Annotated in this window: 24 protein-coding genes; 12 read left to right on the forward strand and 12 right to left on the reverse strand. The window is 51.5% G+C overall.

Translation table 11 applies throughout. The features are described from left to right. Window positions 1-36: 36 nt before the first annotated feature. From recG to gmk, 5 genes are read right to left on the reverse strand one after another with little or no spacing between them, the layout of a single operon-like run. On the reverse strand, window positions 37-2,118 hold the full coding sequence (gene recG / locus KI228_RS00625) for an ATP-dependent DNA helicase RecG (RefSeq protein ID WP_061069371.1): 2,082 nt from the start codon (window positions 2,116-2,118) through the stop codon (window positions 37-39). A 3-nt stretch (window positions 2,119-2,121) separates the two neighbouring features. Beyond that, window positions 2,122-2,811, reverse strand: a complete 690-nt coding sequence (trmH, locus tag KI228_RS00630; RefSeq protein ID WP_058587384.1) for a tRNA (guanosine(18)-2'-O)-methyltransferase TrmH — start codon at window positions 2,809-2,811, stop codon at window positions 2,122-2,124. A 4-nt stretch (window positions 2,812-2,815) separates the two neighbouring features. Beyond that, window positions 2,816-4,927, reverse strand: coding sequence for a bifunctional GTP diphosphokinase/guanosine-3',5'-bis pyrophosphate 3'-pyrophosphohydrolase (gene spoT / locus KI228_RS00635; RefSeq protein WP_044254385.1), 2,112 nt, complete (start codon window positions 4,925-4,927; stop codon window positions 2,816-2,818). 18 nt (window positions 4,928-4,945) lie between these two features. Then, on the reverse strand, window positions 4,946-5,221 hold the full coding sequence (gene rpoZ, locus KI228_RS00640; protein WP_000135058.1) for a DNA-directed RNA polymerase subunit omega: 276 nt from the start codon (window positions 5,219-5,221) through the stop codon (window positions 4,946-4,948). 54 nt (window positions 5,222-5,275) lie between these two features. Beyond that, complete coding sequence (gmk, locus tag KI228_RS00645) at window positions 5,276-5,899, reverse strand: guanylate kinase (RefSeq protein ID WP_042998640.1); 624 nt, start codon at window positions 5,897-5,899, stop codon at window positions 5,276-5,278. 257 nt (window positions 5,900-6,156) lie between these two features. Here gmk and ligB point away from each other — a divergent pair, with 257 nt between their 5' ends. Continuing rightward, entirely contained in the window at window positions 6,157-7,842 is a 1,686-nt protein-coding gene (gene ligB / locus KI228_RS00650; RefSeq protein ID WP_061069370.1) for an NAD-dependent DNA ligase LigB, read from the forward strand. Here the strand turns inward: ligB and KI228_RS00655 are convergent. Both KI228_RS00655 and KI228_RS00660 read right to left on the reverse strand, forming a co-directional pair. Continuing rightward, a complete protein-coding gene (locus KI228_RS00655; protein ID WP_042998638.1) occupies window positions 7,839-8,456 on the reverse strand; it encodes a trimeric intracellular cation channel family protein in 618 nt (205 codons plus the stop codon). The two genes, ligB and KI228_RS00655, sit on opposite strands and share 4 nt — an antisense overlap. A gap of 254 nt (window positions 8,457-8,710) precedes the next feature. Beyond that, on the reverse strand, window positions 8,711-9,574 hold the full coding sequence (locus KI228_RS00660; RefSeq protein WP_061069369.1) for a YicC/YloC family endoribonuclease: 864 nt from the start codon (window positions 9,572-9,574) through the stop codon (window positions 8,711-8,713). A gap of 124 nt (window positions 9,575-9,698) precedes the next feature. Between KI228_RS00660 and rph the strand changes: the two genes are divergently transcribed. Together rph and pyrE are read left to right on the forward strand one after the other, a co-directional pair. Continuing rightward, window positions 9,699-10,415 (forward strand): ribonuclease PH, encoded by a 717-nt coding sequence (rph, locus tag KI228_RS00665; RefSeq protein ID WP_044254376.1) that lies wholly within the window; start codon window positions 9,699-9,701, stop codon window positions 10,413-10,415. Window positions 10,416-10,493: 78 nt separating this feature from the next. After that, window positions 10,494-11,135: an orotate phosphoribosyltransferase gene (gene pyrE, locus KI228_RS00670; RefSeq protein WP_042998635.1), complete on the forward strand. Its 642-nt coding sequence runs from the start codon at window positions 10,494-10,496 to the stop codon at window positions 11,133-11,135. 39 nt (window positions 11,136-11,174) lie between these two features. On the opposite strand, the gene slmA is transcribed toward pyrE, so the two are convergent. From slmA to coaBC, 3 genes are all read right to left on the reverse strand, one after another. Then, window positions 11,175-11,771, reverse strand: a complete 597-nt coding sequence (gene slmA, locus KI228_RS00675) for a nucleoid occlusion factor SlmA (RefSeq protein WP_042998634.1) — start codon at window positions 11,769-11,771, stop codon at window positions 11,175-11,177. Between the two features lie 108 nt (window positions 11,772-11,879). Next, entirely contained in the window at window positions 11,880-12,338 is a 459-nt protein-coding gene (dut, locus tag KI228_RS00680; protein ID WP_042998633.1) for a dUTP diphosphatase, read from the reverse strand. After that, window positions 12,316-13,536, reverse strand: coding sequence for a bifunctional phosphopantothenoylcysteine decarboxylase/phosphopantothenate--cysteine ligase CoaBC (coaBC, locus tag KI228_RS00685; protein WP_104010340.1), 1,221 nt, complete (start codon window positions 13,534-13,536; stop codon window positions 12,316-12,318). Before coaBC ends, dut begins: the two co-directional genes overlap by 23 nt. Before the next feature lie 173 nt (window positions 13,537-13,709). On the opposite strand from coaBC, the gene radC reads away from it, so the two are divergent. The 4 genes from radC to mutM all read left to right on the forward strand — a co-directional run bounded on the left by radC (window position 13,710) and on the right by mutM (window position 15,974). After that, window positions 13,710-14,375, forward strand: coding sequence for a RadC family protein (radC, locus tag KI228_RS00690; protein ID WP_042998631.1), 666 nt, complete (start codon window positions 13,710-13,712; stop codon window positions 14,373-14,375). Window positions 14,376-14,641: 266 nt separating this feature from the next. Further along, window positions 14,642-14,878 carry a 50S ribosomal protein L28 gene (gene rpmB, locus KI228_RS00695; protein ID WP_002436699.1) on the forward strand — a complete coding sequence of 79 codons (237 nt, stop codon included), beginning with the start codon at window positions 14,642-14,644 and terminating at the stop codon, window positions 14,876-14,878. 20 nt (window positions 14,879-14,898) lie between these two features. After that, window positions 14,899-15,066 carry a 50S ribosomal protein L33 gene (rpmG, locus tag KI228_RS00700; RefSeq protein WP_003024094.1) on the forward strand — a complete coding sequence of 56 codons (168 nt, stop codon included), beginning with the start codon at window positions 14,899-14,901 and terminating at the stop codon, window positions 15,064-15,066. Between the two features lie 98 nt (window positions 15,067-15,164). Then, entirely contained in the window at window positions 15,165-15,974 is an 810-nt protein-coding gene (gene mutM / locus KI228_RS00705; RefSeq protein WP_044328861.1) for a bifunctional DNA-formamidopyrimidine glycosylase/DNA-(apurinic or apyrimidinic site) lyase, read from the forward strand. 25 nt (window positions 15,975-15,999) lie between these two features. On the opposite strand, the gene coaD is transcribed toward mutM, so the two are convergent. Next, complete coding sequence (coaD, locus tag KI228_RS00710) at window positions 16,000-16,479, reverse strand: pantetheine-phosphate adenylyltransferase (RefSeq protein WP_042998629.1); 480 nt, start codon at window positions 16,477-16,479, stop codon at window positions 16,000-16,002. Window positions 16,480-16,487: 8 nt separating this feature from the next. After that, the gene (waaA, locus tag KI228_RS00715) at window positions 16,488-17,765 is read right to left on the reverse strand and encodes a lipid IV(A) 3-deoxy-D-manno-octulosonic acid transferase (protein WP_042998628.1); all 1,278 of its coding nucleotides are present in this window, start codon (window positions 17,763-17,765) and stop codon (window positions 16,488-16,490) included. 411 nt (window positions 17,766-18,176) lie between these two features. On the opposite strand from waaA, the gene rfaQ reads away from it, so the two are divergent. From rfaQ to waaB, 5 genes are read left to right on the forward strand one after another with little or no spacing between them, the layout of a single operon-like run. Further along, complete coding sequence (rfaQ, locus tag KI228_RS00720; RefSeq protein ID WP_071888339.1) at window positions 18,177-19,247, forward strand: lipopolysaccharide core heptosyltransferase RfaQ; 1,071 nt, start codon at window positions 18,177-18,179, stop codon at window positions 19,245-19,247. Further along, window positions 19,244-20,368: a glycosyltransferase family 4 protein gene (locus tag KI228_RS00725; protein ID WP_042998627.1), complete on the forward strand. Its 1,125-nt coding sequence runs from the start codon at window positions 19,244-19,246 to the stop codon at window positions 20,366-20,368. The genes rfaQ and KI228_RS00725 overlap by 4 nt, the downstream gene beginning before the upstream one ends. After that, window positions 20,361-21,158, forward strand: a complete 798-nt coding sequence (rfaP, locus tag KI228_RS00730) for a lipopolysaccharide core heptose(I) kinase RfaP (protein ID WP_044263539.1) — start codon at window positions 20,361-20,363, stop codon at window positions 21,156-21,158. Before KI228_RS00725 ends, rfaP begins: the two co-directional genes overlap by 8 nt. Window positions 21,159-21,182: 24 nt before the next feature. Continuing rightward, the gene (locus KI228_RS00735; RefSeq protein WP_061069367.1) at window positions 21,183-22,124 is read left to right on the forward strand and encodes a glycosyltransferase family 52; all 942 of its coding nucleotides are present in this window, start codon (window positions 21,183-21,185) and stop codon (window positions 22,122-22,124) included. A gap of 42 nt (window positions 22,125-22,166) precedes the next feature. Continuing rightward, window positions 22,167-23,264, forward strand: a complete 1,098-nt coding sequence (waaB, locus tag KI228_RS00740; RefSeq protein WP_061070636.1) for a lipopolysaccharide 1,6-galactosyltransferase — start codon at window positions 22,167-22,169, stop codon at window positions 23,262-23,264. Window positions 23,265-23,267 lie beyond the last annotated feature (3 nt).

Here is a 23,267-nt window from a genome sequence, read left to right on the forward strand (position 1 = left end):
GTGATGAACCACCGCGCTTTTGCATCGCCATCAGGATCAGGCGTTAGAATAGCGTTCTGTTTCAGGCATCCAGCGTTCGATTAACGCTTTTGCCTCTTGTGGGTAACGTTCATGAATATGACGAGCAATACGCTGAACTTCCGGAATAATGGCCTGATCTCGCAGTAAATTCGCCACTTTGAATTCGGCATTCCCCGTCTGCCGCGTACCCAGCAATTCACCGGGTCCGCGAATTTCGAGATCTTTTTGCGCAATCACAAAGCCATCGCTGCTGTCGCGTAACACCTGCAGGCGTTTCTGGGCCGTTTTCGATAACGGCGACTTGTAGAGTAGTACGCAGTGTGAGGCCACCGCGCCACGGCCGACGCGTCCACGTAGCTGGTGTAACTGTGCTAAACCGAGACGTTCCGGGTTTTCGATGATCATCAGACTGGCATTGGGGACATCCACACCGACTTCAATCACCGTGGTGGCGACAAGCAGGTGCAGTTCGCCCTGTTTAAACGCCGCCATCACCGCCTGTTTTTCGGCAGGCTTCATGCGCCCGTGGACCAGCCCGACGTTTAGTTCTGGTAACGCGAGTTTTAACTCTTCCCATGTGGCTTCAGCGGCCTGCGCTTCTAACAAATCAGATTCTTCAATCAGCGTACAGACCCAGTAGGCCTGGCGACCTTCCTGCGTACAGGCGTTGCGCACGCGGTCAATAATATCGCTGCGACGCGTATCCGGAATGGCAACCGTTGTGACGGGAGTGCGTCCGGGGGGCAGTTCGTCAATGACGGAGGTATCGAGATCTGCGTAGGCGGTCATCGCCAGCGTCCGAGGAATAGGCGTAGCGGTCATGATCAACTGATGCGGATGGAAACCCTGTTGCTGGCCTTTTTCCCACAGTGCGAGGCGCTGATGCACGCCAAAACGATGCTGCTCGTCGATGATGACCAGCGCAAGACCGTTGAACTGCACCTGTTCCTGAAAGATCGCGTGCGTTCCTACCACCATTTGTACCTGTCCGCTGGCAATCGCATCTTGTTGCGCCAGACGCGCTTTGCCTTTCTGCTTGCCCGCCAGCCAGCCGACTTCGACACCCAGTGGAGCAAACCAGTTACGGAAGTTGTTGGCATGCTGCTCCGCCAGTAACTCGGTCGGGGCCATCAGCGCGACCTGTTTTCCATGCGCAATCGCTCGCAGAGCGGCGAGTGCGGCGACCAGCGTTTTACCGGAGCCGACATCACCCTGCACCAGACGCATCATGGGGATATCGAGCGCCATATCGTGCTCGATTTCCGCTACCACGCGGGCTTGCGCGCCAGTCGGCTTAAAGGGCAGTGAGGCTAACAGTTGATTTTTCAGCGTGTCGTTGGCGCTCAGTGGTTGAGCATGAAAACGCTGTGCGCCTGCACGGAGCGCCAGCATACTCAGGTTATGCGCCAGCAACTCTTCCAGAATCAGACGACGTTGCGCCGGGTGCTGCCCGGTTTCGAGATCGCTTAACTGGAGCGTCGGCGGTGGGCGATGCAGCGTGCGAAGCGCTTCAGGCAGACTGAGCATGCCCTGCAGCAATTCCGGCGGTAAGAGTTCGGCAATGGCGCAGGTATCCAGCAGATCCAGCGCCTGATCGGTGAGCTTGCGCAGTGTTGCCTGTTTCACCCCTTCGGTAGTGGGATAAACCGGGGTGAGGGTTTCCTGCAATGCTGGTGTACTGAGATCGCCCTGGACACGGTATTCCGGGTGGATCATCTCTGCGCCGTACTTCCCGCGCTTCGCTTCGCCATAAGCCAGTACGCGTCGTCCGGTGGCGAGGCTGTTTTTCATCGCCGCGTTGAAGTTGAAAAAGCGCATTGTCAGGATGCCGGTACCGTCGCTGATCTGACAGGTCATCATCCGGCGACCCCCGAAAGTGATGTTACAGTTCAGCACTTCCCCTTCGACAGTGGCGTATACGCCGGGCAGCAGTTCGCCAATGGGATAGAGTTGGGTGCGGTCTTCATAACGCAGAGGGAGGTGTAACAGCAGATCCTGCACGGTGTGCAGACCAATTTTTGCCAGTTTGCTGCTCTGCGCTGCGCCAACGCCCGTTAGTGAACTGAGCGGGACAGCATCTAACAGGCGCCCACTCATGATTTACTTCGCCGCCTGCATGGTGGACCACCAGGTATCATCGGCTTCAATCGCACCTTGCTGATTGATATGCGGATAGGGCAGCCCTTTGCGTTTGGCGACTTTCGCCAGTACCGGATAGCCGCCTTCAAACAACAGGCGCTGCTGTTCGCCTTCCGGCAACATGCTGTTTTCGCGCAGATACATCCCGGCATTCTGCCGCTGGCGCTGCGCTTCATACAGAATCAGCGCTGAGGCAACGGAAACGTTAAGCGATTGAACCATGCCGATCATCGGGATGATGATATCCTGATCCGCCAGGTCCAGCGCTTCCTGGGTAATACCCGTTTTCTCCTGCCCCATCAGGATACAGGTCGGACGTGTGTAATCGATTTCGCGGAAATCGACAGCATTATCAGAGAGATGAGTTGCCAGAACCTGCATGCCCCGGCCTTTTAAATGCGTGACAGCATCGCCAATTGTGCGGTGGGTTTTCACCTGCACCCAACTGTTGCTGCCGGCTGCTGCTGAGGCCATGGTGCGCATACGACTGCCTGGCCAGACGGCGTGGACTTCGTGGACGCCGACGGCATCTGCGGTACGAATAATCGCAGAAACGTTATGAGGTTTGTGGACCTGCTCCATGCAAACGGTCAGGTCCGGCTGGCGCCTGGCGAGCATCTCACAAATACGTGCATAGCGCTGTAGGTTCATAAAACTAGTTTCGGTTACGGGTGACTTTTATCACGTCAGGCATCACGCGAATTTTGCGCATGATATTCGCCAGGTGAACACGGTCGCGCGCAGTAAGGCGAATAAAGGCGCTGTAGACGCGACCATCCTTCTCTTCAGTATTCAGGCTCTGAATATTAGAGGTGGTGGTGTTGATCGCCGCCGTCAGATTTGCCAGCGCACCCTGGTGGTTAAACATATCCACTTTGATTTCGGTGATGAATTCCTGCTCCGTCTCTTTGTCCCATTCCACCGCCATAAACTTCTCTGGCTCTTTCTGGTAACCACGGATGTTACGGCAGGATTCATGGTGAATGACCAGGCCTTTACCCGGACTGACGTGGGCAATGATCGGATCGCCCGGAATCGGACGACAGCATTTGGCAAAGGTAATCAGCACGCCATCTGCGCCTTTAATAGGCAAATGACCGTGGCCGGGCACAGCAGGTTGGATTGCGGAGGCATCGCCCTGCTGCAGGTTTTTCGCTACCACCACGCTCATGGCATTGCCGAGGCCGATTTCTGCCAGCAGATCGTCAAGCGTCGCAAGCTTCATCCGCTCAAGTTCACGCTGGATACTCTCTTGCGGGATTTCGGCCAGCTTACGACTGCCACCTAACGCATGGTTGAGCAGGCGACGTCCCAGACTGACAGAATCATCGCGCTTGAGGTTCTTCAGCAACTGGCGGATCTTGGCGCGGGCTTTTGAACTGACGACGAAGTTAAGCCATGCCGCGTTCGGACGAGCCCCCGGCGCGGTAATGATTTCGACCGTCTGACCGCTGGTCAGCGGCTGTGACAGCGGATAGGGCTGTCTGTCGACGCGTGCGCCGACGCAGGCATGACCGATATCGGTATGCACCGCATAAGCAAAGTCGACAGGAGTGGCACCGGCAGGCAGTTCGACAATGCGCCCTTCAGGTGTGAAAACGTAAATCTCATCCGGGAACAGATCGGATTTCACGCTCTCGATAAATTCAAACGAGCTACCTGCGCTTTGTTGCAGTTCCAGCAGGCTTTGCATCCAGCGCTGGGCACGAATCTGCGCGGTAGTACTGGTTTCGCCGTGCTCTTTATAAGCCCAGTGCGCCGCGACCCCCATTTCGGCCATCTGGTCCATATCCTCTGTACGGATCTGGACTTCAACCGGAACGCCGTGTGGACCGATCATCGACGTGTGCAAAGACTGATAGCCGTTCGCTTTTGGAATGGCGATGTAGTCTTTTACCCGTCCAGGACGCGGTTTATAGAGACTGTGCATCTGGCCGAGCACGCGATAGCAGGTGTCGGCGTCATGGACGATTACACGGAACGCATAGATATCCATGATCGAATGGAAACGCTGCTCTTTAAGCACCATCTTGCAATAGATGGAATAGAGGTGCTTTTCACGACCACTCACACGGCATGGAATTCCCGCTTCCTGCAGTCGCCCTTCGATTTCAGAGAGGATTTTTTGGATCATCTCTTTGCGGTTGCCGCGAGCGGCTTTAACCACCTCTTTAATCACGCGATAGCGGTTCGGGTACAGCGCCTCAAAACCCAGCTCTTCAAGCTCGGTTTTAATGTGATGAATACCTAAACGGTGCGCCAGCGGGCTATAGATCTCAAGGGTTTCACGGGCGATGCGGCGACGTTTGTCCGGGCGTAATGAGCCCAGCGTGCGCATGTTGTGGGTACGGTCGGCGAGTTTGATGAGAATGACGCGGATATCCTGCACCATCGCCATAATCATCTTGCGAAAGTTTTCGGCCTGCGCCTCTTTCTTATCGCGAAACTTGAGTTTATCAAGCTTCGACACCCCCTCTACCAGTTCAGCAACGCTTTTACCAAACAGCTGCTCCATGTCCTGGTAGGTGGCGGGAGTATCTTCGATCACGTCATGCAGCAGCGCAGCCATCAGCGTTTCATAGTCGAGTTTCATCTCGGCCAGAATACAGGCTACGGCAACAGGGTGCGTGATATAAGGTTCACCGCTTGAACGTGTCTGGCCCTCGTGAGCGTCACGTGCAACGAGATACGCCTGCCGAAGACGTTTGATTTGGTCTTCCGGCAGGTAGTGTTGAATCAGTTGATTCAGGCTTTCAAACAGATACAAGGGCGACCCGCTTTGTGATTAACGACGACCTTCAGCAATTGCGGTTACGGCTTGTAATTCAGCGGCTTCCTGCTCTTGCTGTTCCTGGCGCTCACGGACGTCGAGGATCTGGTTGTTGATCAGACCTTCTTCGATTTCGCGCAGCGCGATTACGGTAGTTTTATCGTTTTCTTCCGGTACGAGCGGATCCTTTCCGCCTACCTGCATCTGACGAGCGCGACGCGCGGCGACCAGTACCAGGTCAAAACGGTTACCAATTTTCTCTACAGCGTCCTGAACAGTTACGCGTGCCATACTTAAAATGCTCCACAGGTGAAGAAATGACTGGGCATGATACTGAAAGTGGGTTCAGTCTGCCAACAGTTTGCTGATTAAAGCGTCATGACGCTGCTTTTGGCGGCTCATGCGCAGACGTTCGGCGCGAATAATGGTTTTCAGATCGCCCAGGGCGGTGTCGAAGTCATCATTCACAATAAGATAATCATATTCGGCGTAATGGCTCATTTCTGCAACAGCTTGCGCCATACGTTTCGCAATCACCTCTTCGCTATCCTGTCCACGACCCCGCAAACGGCGGTCCAGTTCCAGTTTAGACGGCGGCAAAATAAAGATACTGCGCGCATGCGGCATCTTCTTACGAATTTGTTGCGCGCCCTGCCAGTCGATATCGAGAAAGACATCTACCCCGGAAGCCAGCACTTGCTCAATGGCTTCACGCGAGGTGCCATAGTAATTGCCAAAAACTTCTGCGTGTTCCAGAAACGCGTCGTTGCCAATCATGGTTCTGAATTCGTCATGATCCACAAAGAAATAATGTTCGCCGTGAACTTCACCCGGGCGCGGAGCGCGCGTCGTGTGCGAAACAGAAACCTGGGTGTCGTACAACGGTTGGGTTTTTAACAAAGCCTGAATCAGGCTGGACTTACCCGCGCCACTGGGGGCAGAAACAATATAAAGCGTGCCTTGAGCCATGAGTATCTTACGTATGTGATTATCGAAAATGAACCTACATACGGGCTTATTATACACGTCACCGCTACGCGACGTAGTCTTTGTCACACTTTTTACGCCAGATTATTGCTTTTTGCGCGCCTGTTTCCTGATTTACGCAACATTCTCTGCAAATGAGCGGAATCACTGGAAGCCTGAACGCAATCTACACTTTTGTCGCTCGGCGCTGCCCACACAACGCGCTATATCTGCCTGGAAACGTACAGCGGAGAGTGGCGATGAAAGTTGGGACAGCGATATTGATGGGGTTGTGGTTATGGCAGGCGCAGTCCTGGGCGGTATGTCCGGTATGGTCGTCTGCGAGGGCTCACGAAGAGATCTCTCGTTTGCAACAGCAAATTGTGCAGTGGGATGACGCCTACTGGAAAGAGGGAGTGAGTGTGGTCGAAGACGGCGTCTACGATCAACTGCATGCACGACTGCTTCAGTGGCAGCACTGTTTTGCTGACGACTCTCCGCCCAGCCAGGCGTTGCCTTCACCGGGTGGTACGGTCCCTCATCCCGTCGCCCATACCGGGGTACAAAAGCTGCCTGACAAGCGAGCTGTGCAGCAATGGATGCGCGGGCACAACGATTTGTGGGTACAGCCGAAGGTTGATGGTGTGGCGGTTACGCTGAAATATCAACATGGCAAACTGACGCAGGCGATCAGCCGTGGCGATGGTCTGAAGGGCGAAGACTGGACGCAAAAAGTACAGCTGATGCCAGCCGTGCCGCAAACCGTGGCGGGGGCGCTGACAAACAGCGTGTTACAGGGTGAGATCTTTCTGCGACGGGAAGGGCATATCCAGCAAAAAATGGGCGGGATGAATGCCCGTTCGAAGGTGGCGGGTCTGCTGATGCGCAAGACCAGCGTAAGCGACTTATCATCACTGGGGATTTTTATCTGGGCCTGGCCTGATGGCCCGCAGACAATGTCCGAAAGAGTCAACCAGTTGAGTGCAGCGGGTTTTACACTAGCGAAGGCATTCACGCTGCCAGTTGACAACGTTGAGGCCGTGGAGCGGGCGCGTACGCACTGGTGGACGTCCGCTTTACCCTTCGTTACCGATGGGGTCGTTGTGCGAATGGACAAGGAACCTGCGTCCCACCAGTGGTTACCAGGGCAAGGGAGTTGGCTGGTTGCCTGGAAATACCCACCCGTTGCGCAGGTGGCGGAGGTCACCGCGATTCAATTTATGGTCGGCAAAAGCGGAAAAATCGCCGTTGTAGCAACACTTGCCCCCGTCATGCTGGATGATAAACGGGTACAACGGGTGAATATCGGTTCTGTAAATCGCTGGAAAGAGTGGGATATCGCCCCTGGCGATCAAATCCTGGTGAGCCTTGCCGGACAGGGGATCCCACGTATTGACGATGTCGTCTGGCGGAGTTCAGACCGGGTTAAACCGATACCTCCTGATAATCGCTTCAATTCATTGACTTGCTTTTTTGCTTCCGCATCGTGTCAGGAACAGTTTATCTCCCGCCTGGTCTGGTTGGGCTCTGGCGCTGTTTTAAAGCTGGACGGTGTGGGTGAGGCGGGCTGGCGGGCGCTTCATCAGCAGCATCACTTTGAACATATCTTTTCATGGCTGGCTTTAACTCAGGAGCAGATTCAGCACACGCCGGGATTTGCGAAAGCAAAAGGTGAGCAGGTATGGCATCAGTTTAATTTGGTTAGAAAACAGCCTTTTATTCGCTGGATACAAGCGTTAGGCATCCCGTTACCACTGGTGGCGCTCAATGCCAGTGGCGATCGTTCATGGCGGCAGTTGTCAGGGCGAACTGAATTGTACTGGCAACAACTTCCGGCAGTCGGCCCGCGTCGCGCACGTCAGGTGATGACATGGCTGGACAACGCGGAGGTCAAACAGCTGAGCCACTGGTTGGCAGCTCAGCAGATTGAGAGCTTCATTCCTTAGTGGCTTTCGTGGTGGTAGTAAAACACCGGCAAACCCAGTTTAAGGCGCAGCGCCAGAAGCCGGGCGACAAAGCCAAACATCAGGGTTGAGATAACCACGATATCCTGACTGGAAACATAGTGTTGCAGGACGATATACAGCACGGCAGAGGCGAATGAAACCCCGGCGTACAGCTCTTTCTGAAAAACGAGCGGAATACGTTTACAGAACATATCGCGCAGCACTCCACCGAAGACGCCGGTGGTGACTGCTGCAACGACGGCAATGATTGGCCCATGCCCCATATCCAGGGCCACCTGGGCGCCGATAATGGAAAAAACCACCAGGCCTAAGGCATCCAGTACCAGGAACACCTTGCGCAGGTAGGGCATGACGGGAGCCACAATAGTCGTCAGGACTGCCGCTGTGGCGACAATAATCACGTATTCGGGATGTTTAACCCAGCCCAGAGGATAGTGGCCGAGCAGAATATCGCGGACAGAGCCACCGCCGATGGCTGTTGCGGTGGCAATAATAATGACGCCGAATGTATCCATCCGACGACGACCCGCCGCCAGCGCGCCGGTCATGGCTTCGGCAGTGATTCCTATCAGGTACAAAACGTGTAACAGCATGACTCCCCCCAGTATTTTGGGGACAAAGAGTAACGATTTGTGCTCGTCGTCACGATTGAGATTTTCTAAGGTGAGTGATTTTTAATAACTTCAGGTAATGTGAAATCGTTATTCTTCTGCGGTGGTGCGTGGTATGATGGTTTTTTTATCAATAAAATGAATGAGAAAAACTAAACTGAAGATGTCCACAATTTAGCGTGAGTCATGAAAAACGTAGCACCGCCATTGGCTGACGGGCTACGCGGAAAGACACCTTACTCGATGTTCTGGATCTGCTCGCGCATTTGCTCGATTAAAACTTTCAGTTCGATGGCGGAATTGGTCACTTCCGCATTAATGGATTTTGACGCCAACGTATTCGATTCGCGATTGAATTCTTGCATCATGAAGTCCAGACGGCGGCCTACTGCCTCTTTTTTCTTCAGGATGTTGTAGGTTTCTTTAACGTGGGCGTCCAGGCGATCCAGTTCTTCTGCCACATCAATGCGCTGTGCCATCAGGACCAGTTCTTGTTCCAGACGGTTATTTTCCAGTTGGACCTGAGCGTCTTCAAGCTTAGCGACCAGACGCTCGCGCTGCCATTGTAGAATTTCTGGCATATGGGCGCGGACCTTAACAACTTCAGCGCTGACGCCTTCCAGACGTTGTTCGATCAGCGTTTTCAGTGCCTGACCTTCCGTTTCGCGGGCAACGATGAAATCGTCGAGCGTGCCGTCGAGTGTGGTCAGGATTTCTGCAGCAATGGCGTCCAGATCCTGTTCCTGTGCTGCCATAACACCGGGCCAGCGCAGGATATCGACCGGATTGATTTCCCCTTCATCACTCTGCATTTTGACCCAGTTAGCTGCATTCACGAGTTGTTTTGCGAGCTTTTCATTCAGGATGAGCTCGCCCTGCGCGCTGGCATCGGGTTCAAAGCGCAGCATGCATTCGACTTTACCGCGCGTCAGGCGCGTACGAATGCGTTCACGAACAACAGGCTCAAGGCTACGGAACTGTTCCGGCAGACGAAAGTAAGTTTCCAGATAACGCTGGTTTACCGAGCGCATTTCCCAGGTGGCGCTACCCCATTCACCCTTGATTTCACGCCGGGCGTAGGCGGTCATACTGCGGATCATAGACGTTCCTGTTTTTAAAGGAGAGATGGGAGGATTATAGCCATCCCGGCCTTGTCAGGATAGGAATAACCGCCGGAAGTCCGTATAATGCGCAGCCACATTCGTTTAAGCCGGAGATCTCAATATGCGTCCAGCAGGCCGTAGCGCTAATCAGGTGCGTCCCGTAATCCTGACCCGTAACTATACAAAACACGCTGAAGGCTCGGTGCTGGTCGAATTTGGAGATACCAAAGTGCTGTGCACGGCCTCGATTGAAGAAGGCGTACCGCGTTTTCTGAAAGGTCAGGGCCAGGGTTGGATCACAGCTGAATATGGCATGTTGCCGCGTGCAACACATACCCGTAACGCGCGTGAAGCCGCAAAAGGCAAGCAGGGCGGCCGTACTATGGAAATTCAGCGTCTGATCGCCCGTGCGCTGCGCGCTGCAGTCGATCTCAAAACGTTGGGTGAATTTACTATCACCCTGGACTGCGATGTGATCCAGGCCGATGGCGGCACGCGTACCGCTTCCATTACCGGTGCCTGTGTGGCGCTGGCAGATGCGCTGAACAAACTGGTGGCCAGCGGTAAGCTGAAAACTAATCCGATGAAAGGGATGGTTGCTGCGGTATCCGTGGGGATCGTTAACGGCGAAGCGCTCTGCGATCTGGAGTACGTTGAAGACTCAGCGGCGGAAACCGATATGAACGTGGTGATGACCGAAGATGGACGAATCATCGAGGTGCAGGGGACGGCAGAAGGTGAGCCGTTCAGCCATGAAGAACTTCTCACCTTGCTGGCACTGGCCCGAGGGGGAATCGAATCCATTGTTGCGACGCAGAAGGCGGCGCTAGAGAATTGATTTTAAGGCGACCAATGAGTCGCCTTTTTTTTGTCCGTAGATTTTGTCAATGATGAAAGTGAAATGAGGAGCGAATCCATGAAACCCTATCAACGCCAGTTTATTGAGTTTGCGCTTAACAAACAGGTACTCAAGTTTGGCGAGTTCACGCTGAAATCCGGGCGCAAGAGCCCCTATTTCTTCAACGCCGGCCTGTTTAATACCGGGCGCGATCTGGCACTGTTAGGCCGTTTTTACGCTGAAGCATTAGTGGATTCTGGCATTGAATTTGATCTGCTTTTTGGCCCGGCTTACAAAGGCATTCCCATTGCGACGACCACGGCGGTCGCGCTGGCGGAACATCATGACAAAGACCTGCCGTACTGCTTTAACCGCAAAGAAGCCAAAGATCACGGAGAAGGTGGCAATCTGGTTGGCAGCGCATTACAAGGCCGCGTGATGCTGGTAGATGATGTGATCACCGCTGGTACGGCCATCCGGGAATCGATGGAAATCATCCAGGCCAATGGTGCAACGCTGGCTGGTGTGCTGATCTCTTTGGATCGTCAGGAACGCGGACGTGGCGAGATTTCTGCCATTCAGGAAGTCGAGCGCGATTATGGCTGTAAGGTGATTTCCATCATCACCCTGAAAGACCTGATTGCCTATCTGGAAGAGAAGCCGGAAATGGCAGAGCATCTGGCAGCGGTGCGGGCGTATCGGGAAGCGTTCGGCGTTTAACGTGAGTGGCCGGATAACGCGTGCGCTATCCGGCAAACATTACTGCAGTTGCGCGGCGAGCAGTGGCCAGCGGGCGTCAAAATCATCCGTAGGACGGTATTTGAATTCGCTACGCACAAAGCGCGACAGCATACCTTCGCAGAAGGCGAGCAGTTGACTTGCCAGTAACGTTTCATCCGTCACGTACCCTTCACCTTCACGCATCCGCTTTTCCCGCAATACCTGGCGCAGTTGTGCTTCAATGCGTTCGAACAGTTGGTTGATACGTCCTTGCAGGCGATCTTGTTCAAACATCAACGCATGTCCAGTCAGGATGCGCGTCAGGCCAGGATTGCGTTCGCCGAAACCCAGAATCAATAACACAATCAGGCGCACACGCGCGTGAGTATCTTTTTCATCTTTCAAAATCAAATTGATACGGGTGATCAGGCTGTCTTCGATAAACTCTATCAGGCTATCGAACATGCGGGTCTTGCTGGGAAAGTGGCGATACAATGCCGCTTCGGAAACGCCGACAGAAGCCGCCAGTTTTGCTGTTGTGATGCGCTGGCTTCCATCACTGGATTCCAGCATCAGCGCCAGAGACTGAAGTATTTCTTCGCGACGATTCCTTTTCGCAGTTTGTTTTTCTGCCATGTTACAAAATACCCCTGAAAATAAGCACTTGCAGGCGAGCATCCACACTATGACCGCAAACCCAGGGCTTGCGGTGATGTTATGACGTTATCGGGATGCGTAACTTTCTTACTTACGACCGGAATGGCCGAAACCGCCTTCACCACGGTGGGTGGCATCAAACTCTTCCACCAGATTAAATTCGGCCTGCACGACTGGCACAAAGACCATCTGTGCGATACGTTCGCCCGGCTCAATGGTAAAACTGTCCTGACCACGGTTCCAGACGGACACCATTAGCTGCCCCTGATAGTCAGAATCAATCAACCCCACCAGGTTGCCCAGCACGATACCATGCTTATGGCCCAGACCCGAACGCGGCAGGATGACGGCAGCCAGAGACGGATCGGCGATGTGAATAGCCAGCCCGGTTGGCAGCAGCGTGGTTGCGCCCGGCGCCAGTTCTACGGCGTCATCGAGACAAGCCCGCAGGTCAAGTCCGGCGGAGCCGGAGGTGGCATACGTCGGCAGCGGGAATTGCTTGCCGACACGCGGATCCAGAATCTTAACGTCGATTTTTTTCATCATAACGGGTCACGATCTCGTCGAGTAATAATTGGCCCAGGAGTGCTTTGCGCTCAAGCGGTAAGACTTTATCTCCATCCTGCCAGAAAAGGTGTAAAGCGTTGCTGTCGCTATTAAACCCTTGAGTTGAAAGCGAAACATCGTTTGCACAGATCAAATCAAGGTTTTTACGGATACGTTTTTGCCGGGCATATTCTTCCACATTATTCGTTTCCGCGGCAAACCCAACGACATAGGGGCGATGGTCTTTACGTGCGGCAACTCCGGCGATGATGTCTGGGTTCTTGACCATTTTTATTGTTAATTCATCACCTTGTGTTGCCTGTTTCTTAATTTTTTCCGGGGCGACAATCGCGGCGCGATAGTCTGCTACGGCAGCGCAGCCGATAAAAATATGTTGCTGTTGGACGGCGGATTGCACCGCCGCTTCCATTTCCAGAGCGGTCATCACATCAACACGCTGTACAAAAGGCGGCGTGGGTAATGATACCGGGCCGGCGACCAGCGTAACGTTCGCCCCGCGACGGGCTGCGGCGGCGGCGATGGCAAACCCCATTTTGCCGGAGCTGTGGTTGGAAATGTAGCGCACCGGATCGAGCGGTTCGCGCGTCGGGCCCGCGGTAATCATGATGTTAAGATGTTGCAGATCGTTGACAGGGGCGAAATGTGCCGCGGCCATATCGACAATCGTTAAAGGATCCAGCATACGGCCCGGCCCTACATCACCGCATGCCTGGCTGCCGCTGTCTGGTCCCCAGATGAGCAACCCACGAGAAGCCAGAACGCCCAGATTATGCTGCGTTGCCGCAGCCCGGTACATCTGCTGGTTCATTGCCGGTAAAACAGCAACGGGCGCAGGGGTAGCCAGACAAATCGTAGACACCAGATCGTTTGCCATGCCGGCTGCGACACGCGCGATAAGGTCTGCGGTGGCCGGGGCGAGAATCACCAGGTCGGCCCATTTTCCTAACTCAATATGGCCCATTGCGGCCTCTGCCGTGGGATCCAGCAGGCTGTCGGAAACGGGATACCCGGAAACCGCCTGTAAGCTGAGTGGGGTAATAAAGGCTTTAGCCGCCTCGGTCATTGCCACACGGACATCAGCGCCGCGTTCGCGCAGACGACGCACCAGTTCAGGGGTTTTGTAGGCAGCAATGCCGCCGCTGACGCCGAGAACGATTTTTTTACCGGCCAGGCTCATCATGATCATTCCTGTTGGATTACACCAGAAGGCGGATATTTTATCACAATCCGTAAACTGTCGTGCGTTCACCCATGAATCACTTTGCGAGGCGCTACGCAGGAGTGAAAATTGTACGTCGATTCCCCCTACGGGCCGTGCCACCATGCATGCTGGCATGAGGAGGTGTGGGGATGGAAACTGCTGAATATGTGCTGCCGAGGGAAAAACTGTTGGCGCTTGGGGTCGATACGCTGACGGATGACGAACTACTGGCGCTCTTCTTACGGACCGGAACGCCCGGGAAAGATGTCTTTGCACTGGCAAAAGAGATCCTGGAACATTTTGGCTCTCTTTATAGCTTGTTGACGGCGGACTACTCTCAATTCAGCGCGGTGACAGGGATTGGCGTAGCAAAGTATGCGCAGCTTAAAGGCATCGCGGAACTGGCCAGGCGCTTTTATGAAGTGCAAATAAAAGGTACGAACCCATTACTCAGCCCGGTGTTAACACGGGATTTTTTGCAGAGCCAATTAGCGGGGGAGGCGCGGGAAGTTTTCATGGTGGTTTTTCTCGATTCTCAACACCATGTCATTAAACATAGCCGCCTTTTCTCTGGCACACTCACCCATGTTGAGATCCATCCGCGTGAAATTATTCGTGAAGCGATAAAAATCAATGCATCTGCGGTGATCCTTGCCCATAATCATCCGTCGGGGTGTGCAGAGCCGAGCAAAGCGGATAAACTTATCACCGAGCGTGTCGTAAAATGCTGTCAGTTCATGGATATCCGTGTGCTTGATCACCTTGTCATTGGACGCGGAGAGTACGTTTCGTTTGCGGAACGAGGTTGGATTTGACGCACTTTGCGCGATCCATCGGGATCTTTGTCTGTTCGGGACTTGAGCACATCGCTGACTCAGCGTATACTACGCCACCTTTGAGAATCTCGGGTTTGGCATTTGGGCCTGGCAATCGAGTGTTCACTTAGACACCCAATCATTCACGTTGCGTTAAGGCAGCTTGAAGGGTGAGGTGTAGAACCGCGATGACCGGGCTGTAAAGCCTGACGAGGCGCCGATACCCCATACGAAGCTCGAGCTAATTTGATTTTTGGAGAATAGACATGTCCCGAGTCTGCCAAGTTACTGGCAAGCGTCCGGTGACCGGTAACAACCGTTCCCACGCACTGAACGCGACTAAACGCCGTTTCCTGCCTAACCTGCACTCTCACCGTTTCTGGGTTGAGAGCGAAAAGCGTTTTGTCACCCTGCGTGTATCTGCTAAAGGTATGCGTGTAATTGATAAGAAAGGCATCGATACAGTTCTGTCTGAACTGCGTGCCCGTGGCGAAAAGTACTAAGTACTAAGAGGAAATAAATCATGGCTAAAGGTATTCGTGAGAAGATCAAGCTGGTTTCTTCTGCTGGTACTGGTCACTTCTATACCACCACGAAGAACAAACGTACTAAGCCGGAAAAACTGGAACTGAAAAAATTCGATCCAGTTGTCCGTCAGCACGTTCTCTACAAAGAAGCGAAAATTAAGTAAGTCTCGCTTTGCTGTAATGAAAAACCTCGCTTCGGCGGGGTTTTTTGTTTTCTGGCCATCCCCATATTAGTGAGACCTGATACACAGCCGGAGACGTTATGCCTGAATTACCTGAAGTCGAAACCAGCCGCCGCGGTATTGAACCGCATCTGGTCGGGGCAACCATTCTGCATGCCAATGTGCGTAATGGACGTCTGCGTTGGCCGGTATCAGAAGAGATCTATCGTCTGAGCGACAAACCGGTGCTCAGCGTTCAGCGCCGTGCGAAATACCTTCTGCTGGAGCTACCCGATGGCTGGATCATCATTCACCTGGGGATGTCAGGCAGTCTACGTATCCTTCCTGAAGAACTGCCTGCAGAAAAACATGACCATGTCGATTTAGTGATGAGTAACGGTAAAGTCCTGCGCTACACCGATCCCCGTCGCTTTGGTGCCTGGCTGTGGACGAAAGAACTGGAAGGGCACAACGTACTGGCGCATCTCGGTCCTGAACCGCTAAGCGATACTTTCAACGGCGAATACCTGCAACAGAAATGTGCGAAGAAGAAAACGGCGATTAAACCCTGGTTGATGGATAATAAGCTGGTCGTGGGGGTCGGAAATATCTACGCCAGTGAATCTCTGTTTGCTGCGGGTATTCATCCTGACCGTCTGGCGTCGTCATTGTCGCCGGCTGAATATGAACTGCTGGTGCGCGTGATTAAGGCCGTCCTGCTGCGTTCAATAGAACAGGGGGGAACGACGCTGAAAGATTTTCTGCAAAGCGATGGTAAACCGGGCTATTTTGCTCAAGAGTTGCAGGTCTATGGCCGTAAAGGTGAGCCATGCAGAGTGTGCGGAACGCCGATCGTAGCATCGAAACACGCGCAGCGTGCGACGTTCTATTGCCGTCAGTGCCAGAAGTAAGACGGGGCGTCCCGGATGCGGGGCGCTATTTGAGCTTTGCCAACAGCGCCTGATGAATATTCTCGGGCAGGAAGTGGGTGACATCACCCTGATGGCGGGCCACTTCTTTCACCAGTGACGATGAGATGAAGGACCACTCTTTAGAAGGCATCAGAAAGACGCTTTCCAGCTCTGGCATCAAATGCCGATTCATGTGGGCCAACTGCATTTCGTATTCAAAATCCGCGACGGCGCGCAATCCACGAATCAGGATGTTGGCCTGTTGCTCACGCGCAAAGTTGGCCATCAGATCGCTAAAACCTAGCACTTCAACGCCAGACAGATGGGCAGTGGCCTGCTGAGCCAGCGCGACACGTTCTTCAAGGCTGAACATCGGTTTTTTACCGGGACTTGCCGCAATCGCCAGAATGACATGATCAAACATCTGCGTAGCACGCGTGATGATATCGATATGGCCGTTCGTCAACGGATCAAAAGTACCTGGATAAATCGCCCGTTTTTGCATAACAGCCCTCAATGCGTTTTCGGTGGCAGATAAGGTTCCAGCAGCTGTAGCAGGCGCTGTAACGCCCCCTGGTTTTGATAGAGAACTTCAACTGCGTGACGACCATAGAAATTACGATAATCGGCATCGGTCAGTAAAGAGGAAACCTCTTTGGCAAGACTTGTGGCGTCCGTGACCGTAATCAAACCGCTGGCCTGCTCCAGACGGGCGCAAATATCTTTGAAATTGAAGGTATGGGGTCCCATTAGCACCGGAATTGCGTGTGCCGCGGCTTCCAGCGGGTTATGTCCGCCACGTTCAACCAGTGATCCTCCGACAAACGCCAGATCCGCAATTCCGTAAAGCAGCATCAGTTCACCCATCGTATCACCTACAACGACCTGGGTACTGGCCGAGGGGACTTCGCCGGAGGAACGTGTGGTATAGCTTAGCCCGGCTTCACGCACGAGGTTAATCGCATCCGGGAAGCGTTCCGGATGACGCGGGACCAGAATCAACAGCAGGTTGGGGAACTGGTGTAACAATGCCTGATGCGCGGCGATGATAATACTCTCTTCACCATCATGAGTACTGGTTGCGATCCACACCGGGCGATGCGGCGCCCACTGGCGACGCAGCGTAACAGCTTTTGCGGCAAGCTGTGGCGTCACGGAAATATCGAACTTCAGACTGCCGGTGACGGTCACCTGATTGTTCTTCGCGCCCAGCGTCACAAAGCGCTGACCATCCTCTTCATTTTGCGCTGCAATTAGCGTAATACGACGAAGGATTCGGCGGATAAATTTCCCCAACTTCGCGTAACCGTCAGCGGAGCGGGCAGAAAGACGCGCATTGGCGATGACCAGTGGAATATGCCGTTTATGAAGCGCGGCAATCAGGTTCGGCCATAGCTCCGTTTCCATAATCAGCACCAGCTTAGGATCAACCTTGTTCAGAAAGCGACTCAGCGCATCGGGTAAATCGTAAGGCAGGTAGACGTGCTGAACATCGCTACCGAAGGCTGACTGGACACGCTCGGAGCCGGTTGGCGTCATCGTGGTGACCGTGATCGGCAGATCGGGATAGCGATGTCGCAGGGCGCGAACCAAAGGAATGGCTGCCAGTGTTTCGCCGACAGAGACGGAATGGAGCATAATCCCGCCCGGTTTCAGGGGGCGACGGTAAAAACCGTAGCGTTCACCCCAGCGTTTACGGTAGGCCGGGGCCTTACGTCCGCGCACCCAAAGCCGTATCCAGATCAAAGGCTGAATAAGGTAGAGAAGGGCGGTGTAAAGCAATTCGAGCATAGTAAATAGCTGACTTATGGATGTGCTGGGGATTCTATGTATTTAGCCAGGGCTTTACCATTACTTTTCCTGTTTTTGACTTAAATAGCTTTAAGTCCGACTTATTCCGCCAGCCCGGCTCATCTTTTTTGAATTTTTATGCCATTTATTGATTTTTACTGCTATTGCCGTTGTTAACCGAGCCAATCGGTGACGAAAAAAACGATGCTCAGGTTAATATCGATTTGATTTAAAAAAGAAAAATACCCACTTTGCGGTTAATTTATTCGAGTCGGATCGCAGCGAAAGAAGTGATACACTAGCGCGTAAAAGTCAGTGCAATATCAGTGATCGGGTAGCTGTTGAGCCTGGGGCGGTAGCGTGCTGTTTTCTGCTTAACTTTATCGGACAATCACAACAAAAGAGTCGCGTGTGGAAAAGCCTTTTCGAAAAATTCTGGTCATCAAGATGCGTTTCCACGGGGATATGCTATTAACCACTCCCGTTATCAGTACGCTGAAGCAGAACTATCCTGACGCCAAAATCGATATGCTTCTTTACCAGGATACGATGCCTATTTTGTCGGAAAACCCCGAGATTAATACCCTTTATGGCATCAGTAATAAGGGAACAGGGGCGGCAGAGAAAATTAAAAATACGCTTTCGCTGATTAAGACCTTACGCAACAACCAATATGATCTGGTCATCAACCTGACCGATCAGTGGATCGTGGCGCTGATTGTCCGTTTTTTACACGCAAGAGTAAAAATATCCCAGGATTTCGCCAACCGGCAGTCTGCATTCTGGAAACAGAGTTTTACCCATCTCGTTCCCTATTCCGGCGAACACGTTGTCGAACGTACGCTGTCAGCACTCAAACCGCTGGGGCTGGAGCATATTGTTACTGAAACGACGATGAGCTATCGACCTGAACACTGGGAGAATATGCGTCGACAGTTGCGCCAGCTTGGCGTGACGCATCAGTATGTGGTGATTCAACCTACGGCAAGGCAGTTATTTAAGTGCTGGGATAATGACAAATTTTCCCGCGTCATTGATGCTCTTGAACGTCGTGGTTATCAGGTCGTGCTGACGTCCGGCCCTTCTGCTGACGATTTAGCCTGTGTGGAAGAGATTGCGCTGGGGTGCGAAACCAAACCGGTAACCGGGCTGGCAGGTAAAACCCGATTCCCGGAATTAGGCGCGCTGATTGATCATGCTGCCCTTTTTATTGGCGTTGATTCAGCCCCAGGGCATATTGCCGCGGCGGTCAAAACGCCGGTGATATGTCTGTTTGGCGCGACAGACCATGTCTTCTGGCGCCCCTGGACTGACAATATTATTCAGTTCTGGGCAGGGGACTATCAGCCGATGCCTAAACGATCTGAACTGGACCGTAACAAAAAATATATGTCCGTTATTCCCGTTGAGGATGTGATTGCGGCAACGGAAAAACTGTTGCCGCAGAACGCGCAAATTATCGAAATGGATGCGCCAGTATGATCGTGGCTTTTTGTTTGTATAAGTATTTTCCGTTCGGCGGACTACAACGTGACTTTATGCGCATTGCGCAAACCGTCGCAGCCCGAGGTCATCAGGTCCGTATTTATACCCAATCGTGGGACGGAGAATGCCCGGATGCTTTTGAGCTCATTCGTGTACCGGTTAAATCGCGGACCAACCATGGGCGTAATGCGGAATATTATGCCTGGGTACAGGCGCATTTGCGTGAGCATCCCGTTGACAGGGTCGTAGGGTTTAACAAGATGCCAGGCCTGGATGTCTATTTTGCCGCGGATGTCTGTTATGCCGAAAAAGTTGAGCAAGAAAAAGGCTTTTTCTATCGTCTGACCTCCCGTTATCGTCATTATGCGGCGTTTGAACGGGCAACGTTTGAACAGGGTAAACCGACGCAGTTATTAATGCTGACGGATACGCAGATTGCTGATTTTCAGAAGCATTATCAAACCGAAGCGGAGCGTTTTCATATTCTCCCTCCGGGGATTTACCCGGACAGAAAATACAGTGCGCAAATCCCGAATGCCCGTGAAATCGTTCGCCAGAAGAACGGTATTTCGGAGCAGCAAAACTTACTGTTGCAGGTTGGCTCTGATTTTACCCGCAAAGGGGTGGATCGTTCGATTGAAGCACTTGCGTCACTTCCGGCGGCGCTGCGGCATAACACACTTTTGTATATTGTCGGTCAGGATAAGCCACGCAAATTTGAAGCGCTGGCAGAAAAACGCGGCGTGCGCAGTAATGTACATTTTTTCTCCGGACGCAATGATGTCTCGGAGTTGATGGCTGCCGCCGATTTGTTACTGCACCCGGCCTATCAGGAAGCGGCAGGTATTGTTCTGCTGGAGGCGATTACTGCTGGCTTGCCAGTGTTGACCACGGCCGTTTGCGGTTATGCGCATTATATTACGCAGGCTAACTGTGGCGATGTCATTGAAGAACCCTGGCGGCAGGACGCGTTGAACGACATTTTGCGTAAAGCGCTGACCCAGCCGTCATTGCGTGCAGCGTGGGCAGAAAACGCGCGGCATTATGCGGATACGCAAGATTTGTACAGTCTGCCGGAAAAGGCGGCGGACATTATTACAGGTGGTCTGGATGGTTGAATTGAAAGAACCGTTAGCCACATTATGGCGCGGGAAAGACGCGTTTGAGGAAGTCAAAACGCTGCAGGGTGAAGTCTTCAGGGAGCTGGAAACTCGTCGTACGCTGCGATTTGAACTGGCGGGGAAAAGCTATTTCCTTAAATGGCATCGGGGTACTTCTCTCAAGGAAATTGTCAAAAACCTTCTCTCGCTGCGGATGCCGGTTTTGGGCGCTGACAGAGAATGGAACGCTATTCATCGCCTCCAGGATTTAGGCGTGGATACGATGTATGGCGTTGGTTTCGGTGAGAAAGGGCTCAACCCTCTGACCAAAACGTCGTTCATTATTACCGAAGATCTCACGCCGACCATCAGTCTGGAAGACTATTGTGCGGATTGGGCAACGAATCCACCGGACGTCAACGTCAAGTGGATGATTATTGACCGTGTGGCCACGATGGTGCGCAAGATGCATGCAGGTGGAATCAATCACCGTGATTGCTATATCTGCCACTTCCTGCTGCATCTGCCTTTTTCAGGCAATAAAGAAGACTTAAAGATTTCGGTTATTGATCTACACAGGGCACAGATTCGTACGAAAGTTCCTCGCCGCTGGCGTGATAAAGACCTGATTGGCCTCTATTTTTCGTCGCTAAACATCGGGTTGACACAGCGGGATATCTGGCGGTTTATGCGGGTTTATTTTTCGGCTCCATTACGTGATATATTTCGTAATGAAGCAGACCTGTTAATCCAGGCAGAAGCAAAAGCAGAGCGAATAAAAGAACGAACACTGAGAAAAAAACTATAATTATTTTGAGATGAAAGAGGCTAAATGTTTCTCTTCATATGCATGACTAATTTGCAGTTGCTTATTGCAAAAGCTATTATTGAAAAGGAGCGACTGAATAATGTTGATCTGTTGTTTATTGGTGACGCCGGGAATGGAAAAAATGTTTGTTATTTAAATAAAATCAAACCATTGTGTCAGCATGTTAGTCTCGAAGCAAATGTAAAAAAGACATCAACATTTAAAACATTAAAAAGGACATTGTATGCAAAGAAAATTATGATGTCATATAAGAAAAAATATGACGTTGTTTTTTTTGCGAATTTTCATGTGCCACTTATTCACCATATACTATCAGTGATTTCTTTCGATGAGATAAGAACATTCGATGATGGAACGAATAATATAAATAAAAAAAGCGTGATGTATCAGGATTCCTCAGTTCCATTCTCGTCGAAATGTTTTCGAAGACTGATGGGCAGGAAGTATCATAAAGAGGATATCCTTAAACTCGACAGAGTACATTATACTTTATTTCCAGAAAAACCTAATATTATAGAAAAAAAAGAAGCGATTACATTAATTTGTTATAATAGTGTAGCTTCCGGAACAAGTATTACTAAAAAAATATTATTAGGTACAGTCTATTCAGATGCGATTGATAAGAAACACGAAGTGTTGTCTTTAATACAAAAAGTGCAGTGTTTTATCGATGACAGGAAAATAGATTACTATATTCCTCATCCGAGGGAGTTATCATATCAATTTGACAATGTTGAAAATATAAACTCTGAATTAATCGCGGAAGATATTATATTAGAGTTTTTAAAGCAAGGTTTACGGCTTGAATTGTATGGATTTAACACTACAGCACAAATTAATCTAAGTAATATATCTTTCATTGAAAACTATAATTTAAAAAGTCCTCTATTAAAGGAATGCTTCAATCACCATCTTGGATTTAGCTTTAACGATGTAGAATTATAATCACGATGGCAAGAAGAGAGACCGTAATCATATATGAATGAAATGCCGGTTCGAACTGGGTTAAAAATCGCATTTATTGGCGAAGCTGTGTCCGGGTTTGGTGGAATGGAAACGGTCATCCGGGATGTTATCAACAACTTTCAGGCTGAACATTCTGCAATCCAGTGTGAGATGTTTTTCTTTTGCCGACATGACAAAATGGATAAGGCATGGTTAAGCGGTATTAACTACTCATGCTCTTTCTCCACTATCCGTCTGGGCTTTTTACGTCGGGCAAAGCATATCCACACGTTTAGCCACTGGCTAAAGAAAACAGAACCCGATGTGGTGATCTGTATTGATGTGCTGTCTTGCCTGTTCGCCAGTAAAGCGCGGAAGAAAGCAGAGCAGAATTTTACGATATTCTCCTGGCCACATTTTTCGCTGGATCATAAAAAACACGCCGAATGTGTTAGCTGGGCAGATTATCATCTGGCAATCAGTAGTGGTATCAAACACCAGATGATCGAACGGGGTATTGATCAAAAAAATATTACCGTTGTTTATAATCCCGTTTCCAGAAAGTCAGAAATTATTCCACAACCAGAAAAAGGCCAACCCGCAGTCTTTCTGTATGTCGGAAGGATGAAGTTTGAAGGGCAAAAAAGGATTAAGGATCTGCTGGATGGATTATCCCATGCGGAAGGCGAATGGCGGTTGCATGTGGTTGGTGACGGTTCAGATTTTGAAAAATGTCAGTCCTATGGACGAGAACTGGGGATTGATAATCGTATTACCTGGCATGGTTGGCAGGTCTCTCCCTGGGATGTGGTGCAAAACAAGATAAAGAACGTCACGGCACTGTTGCTGACATCATCATTCGAGGGCTTTCCGATGACCCTGTTGGAAGCCATGTCGTATGGCATTCCGTGCATTAGCTCTGACTGTATGTCTGGTCCACGGGATATGATCAAACCGGGCATCAATGGCGAATTGTATCCTCCGAAGGATCTCCAACAGTTTACTCATTTGCTCAATCAAATTCTCTCTGGTCAGATAAAGTATGATAGTCATCTGATTCCTGAGACGATAGATAACTTCTATAATGAAGTCTATTTTCAGCATTTAAGAAGTGCGATATTTTCCAAAATCAATAAGTGATCA

The organism is Citrobacter amalonaticus (assembly GCF_018323885.1).
Taxonomy (GTDB): domain Bacteria; phylum Pseudomonadota; class Gammaproteobacteria; order Enterobacterales; family Enterobacteriaceae; genus Citrobacter_A; species Citrobacter_A amalonaticus.

Bases quoted from the DNA above. Each gene is read 5' to 3' on its own strand.
- recG (WP_061069371.1), bottom strand. From the start codon at position 2,118: ATGAGTGGGCGCCTGTTAGATGCTGTCCCGCTCAGTTCACTAACGGGC.
- trmH (WP_058587384.1), bottom strand. From the start codon at position 2,811: ATGAACCTACAGCGCTATGCACGTATTTGTGAGATGCTCGCCAGGCGC.
- rpoZ (WP_000135058.1), bottom strand. From the start codon at position 5,221: ATGGCACGCGTAACTGTTCAGGACGCTGTAGAGAAAATTGGTAACCGT.
- gmk (WP_042998640.1), bottom strand. From the start codon at position 5,899: ATGGCTCAAGGCACGCTTTATATTGTTTCTGCCCCCAGTGGCGCGGGT.
- ligB (WP_061069370.1), top strand. From the start codon at position 6,157: ATGAAAGTTGGGACAGCGATATTGATGGGGTTGTGGTTATGGCAGGCG.
- KI228_RS00655 (WP_042998638.1), bottom strand. From the start codon at position 8,456: ATGCTGTTACACGTTTTGTACCTGATAGGAATCACTGCCGAAGCCATG.
- KI228_RS00660 (WP_061069369.1), bottom strand. From the start codon at position 9,574: ATGATCCGCAGTATGACCGCCTACGCCCGGCGTGAAATCAAGGGTGAA.
- rph (WP_044254376.1), top strand. From the start codon at position 9,699: ATGCGTCCAGCAGGCCGTAGCGCTAATCAGGTGCGTCCCGTAATCCTG.
- pyrE (WP_042998635.1), top strand. From the start codon at position 10,494: ATGAAACCCTATCAACGCCAGTTTATTGAGTTTGCGCTTAACAAACAG.
- slmA (WP_042998634.1), bottom strand. From the start codon at position 11,771: ATGGCAGAAAAACAAACTGCGAAAAGGAATCGTCGCGAAGAAATACTT.
- dut (WP_042998633.1), bottom strand. From the start codon at position 12,338: ATGATGAAAAAAATCGACGTTAAGATTCTGGATCCGCGTGTCGGCAAG.
- coaBC (WP_104010340.1), bottom strand. From the start codon at position 13,536: ATGAGCCTGGCCGGTAAAAAAATCGTTCTCGGCGTCAGCGGCGGCATT.
- radC (WP_042998631.1), top strand. From the start codon at position 13,710: ATGGAAACTGCTGAATATGTGCTGCCGAGGGAAAAACTGTTGGCGCTT.
- rpmB (WP_002436699.1), top strand. From the start codon at position 14,642: ATGTCCCGAGTCTGCCAAGTTACTGGCAAGCGTCCGGTGACCGGTAAC.
- rpmG (WP_003024094.1), top strand. From the start codon at position 14,899: ATGGCTAAAGGTATTCGTGAGAAGATCAAGCTGGTTTCTTCTGCTGGT.
- mutM (WP_044328861.1), top strand. From the start codon at position 15,165: ATGCCTGAATTACCTGAAGTCGAAACCAGCCGCCGCGGTATTGAACCG.
- coaD (WP_042998629.1), bottom strand. From the start codon at position 16,479: ATGCAAAAACGGGCGATTTATCCAGGTACTTTTGATCCGTTGACGAAC.
- waaA (WP_042998628.1), bottom strand. From the start codon at position 17,765: ATGCTCGAATTGCTTTACACCGCCCTTCTCTACCTTATTCAGCCTTTG.
- KI228_RS00725 (WP_042998627.1), top strand. From the start codon at position 19,244: ATGATCGTGGCTTTTTGTTTGTATAAGTATTTTCCGTTCGGCGGACTA.
- rfaP (WP_044263539.1), top strand. From the start codon at position 20,361: ATGGTTGAATTGAAAGAACCGTTAGCCACATTATGGCGCGGGAAAGAC.
- KI228_RS00735 (WP_061069367.1), top strand. From the start codon at position 21,183: ATGTTTCTCTTCATATGCATGACTAATTTGCAGTTGCTTATTGCAAAA.
- waaB (WP_061070636.1), top strand. From the start codon at position 22,167: ATGCCGGTTCGAACTGGGTTAAAAATCGCATTTATTGGCGAAGCTGTG.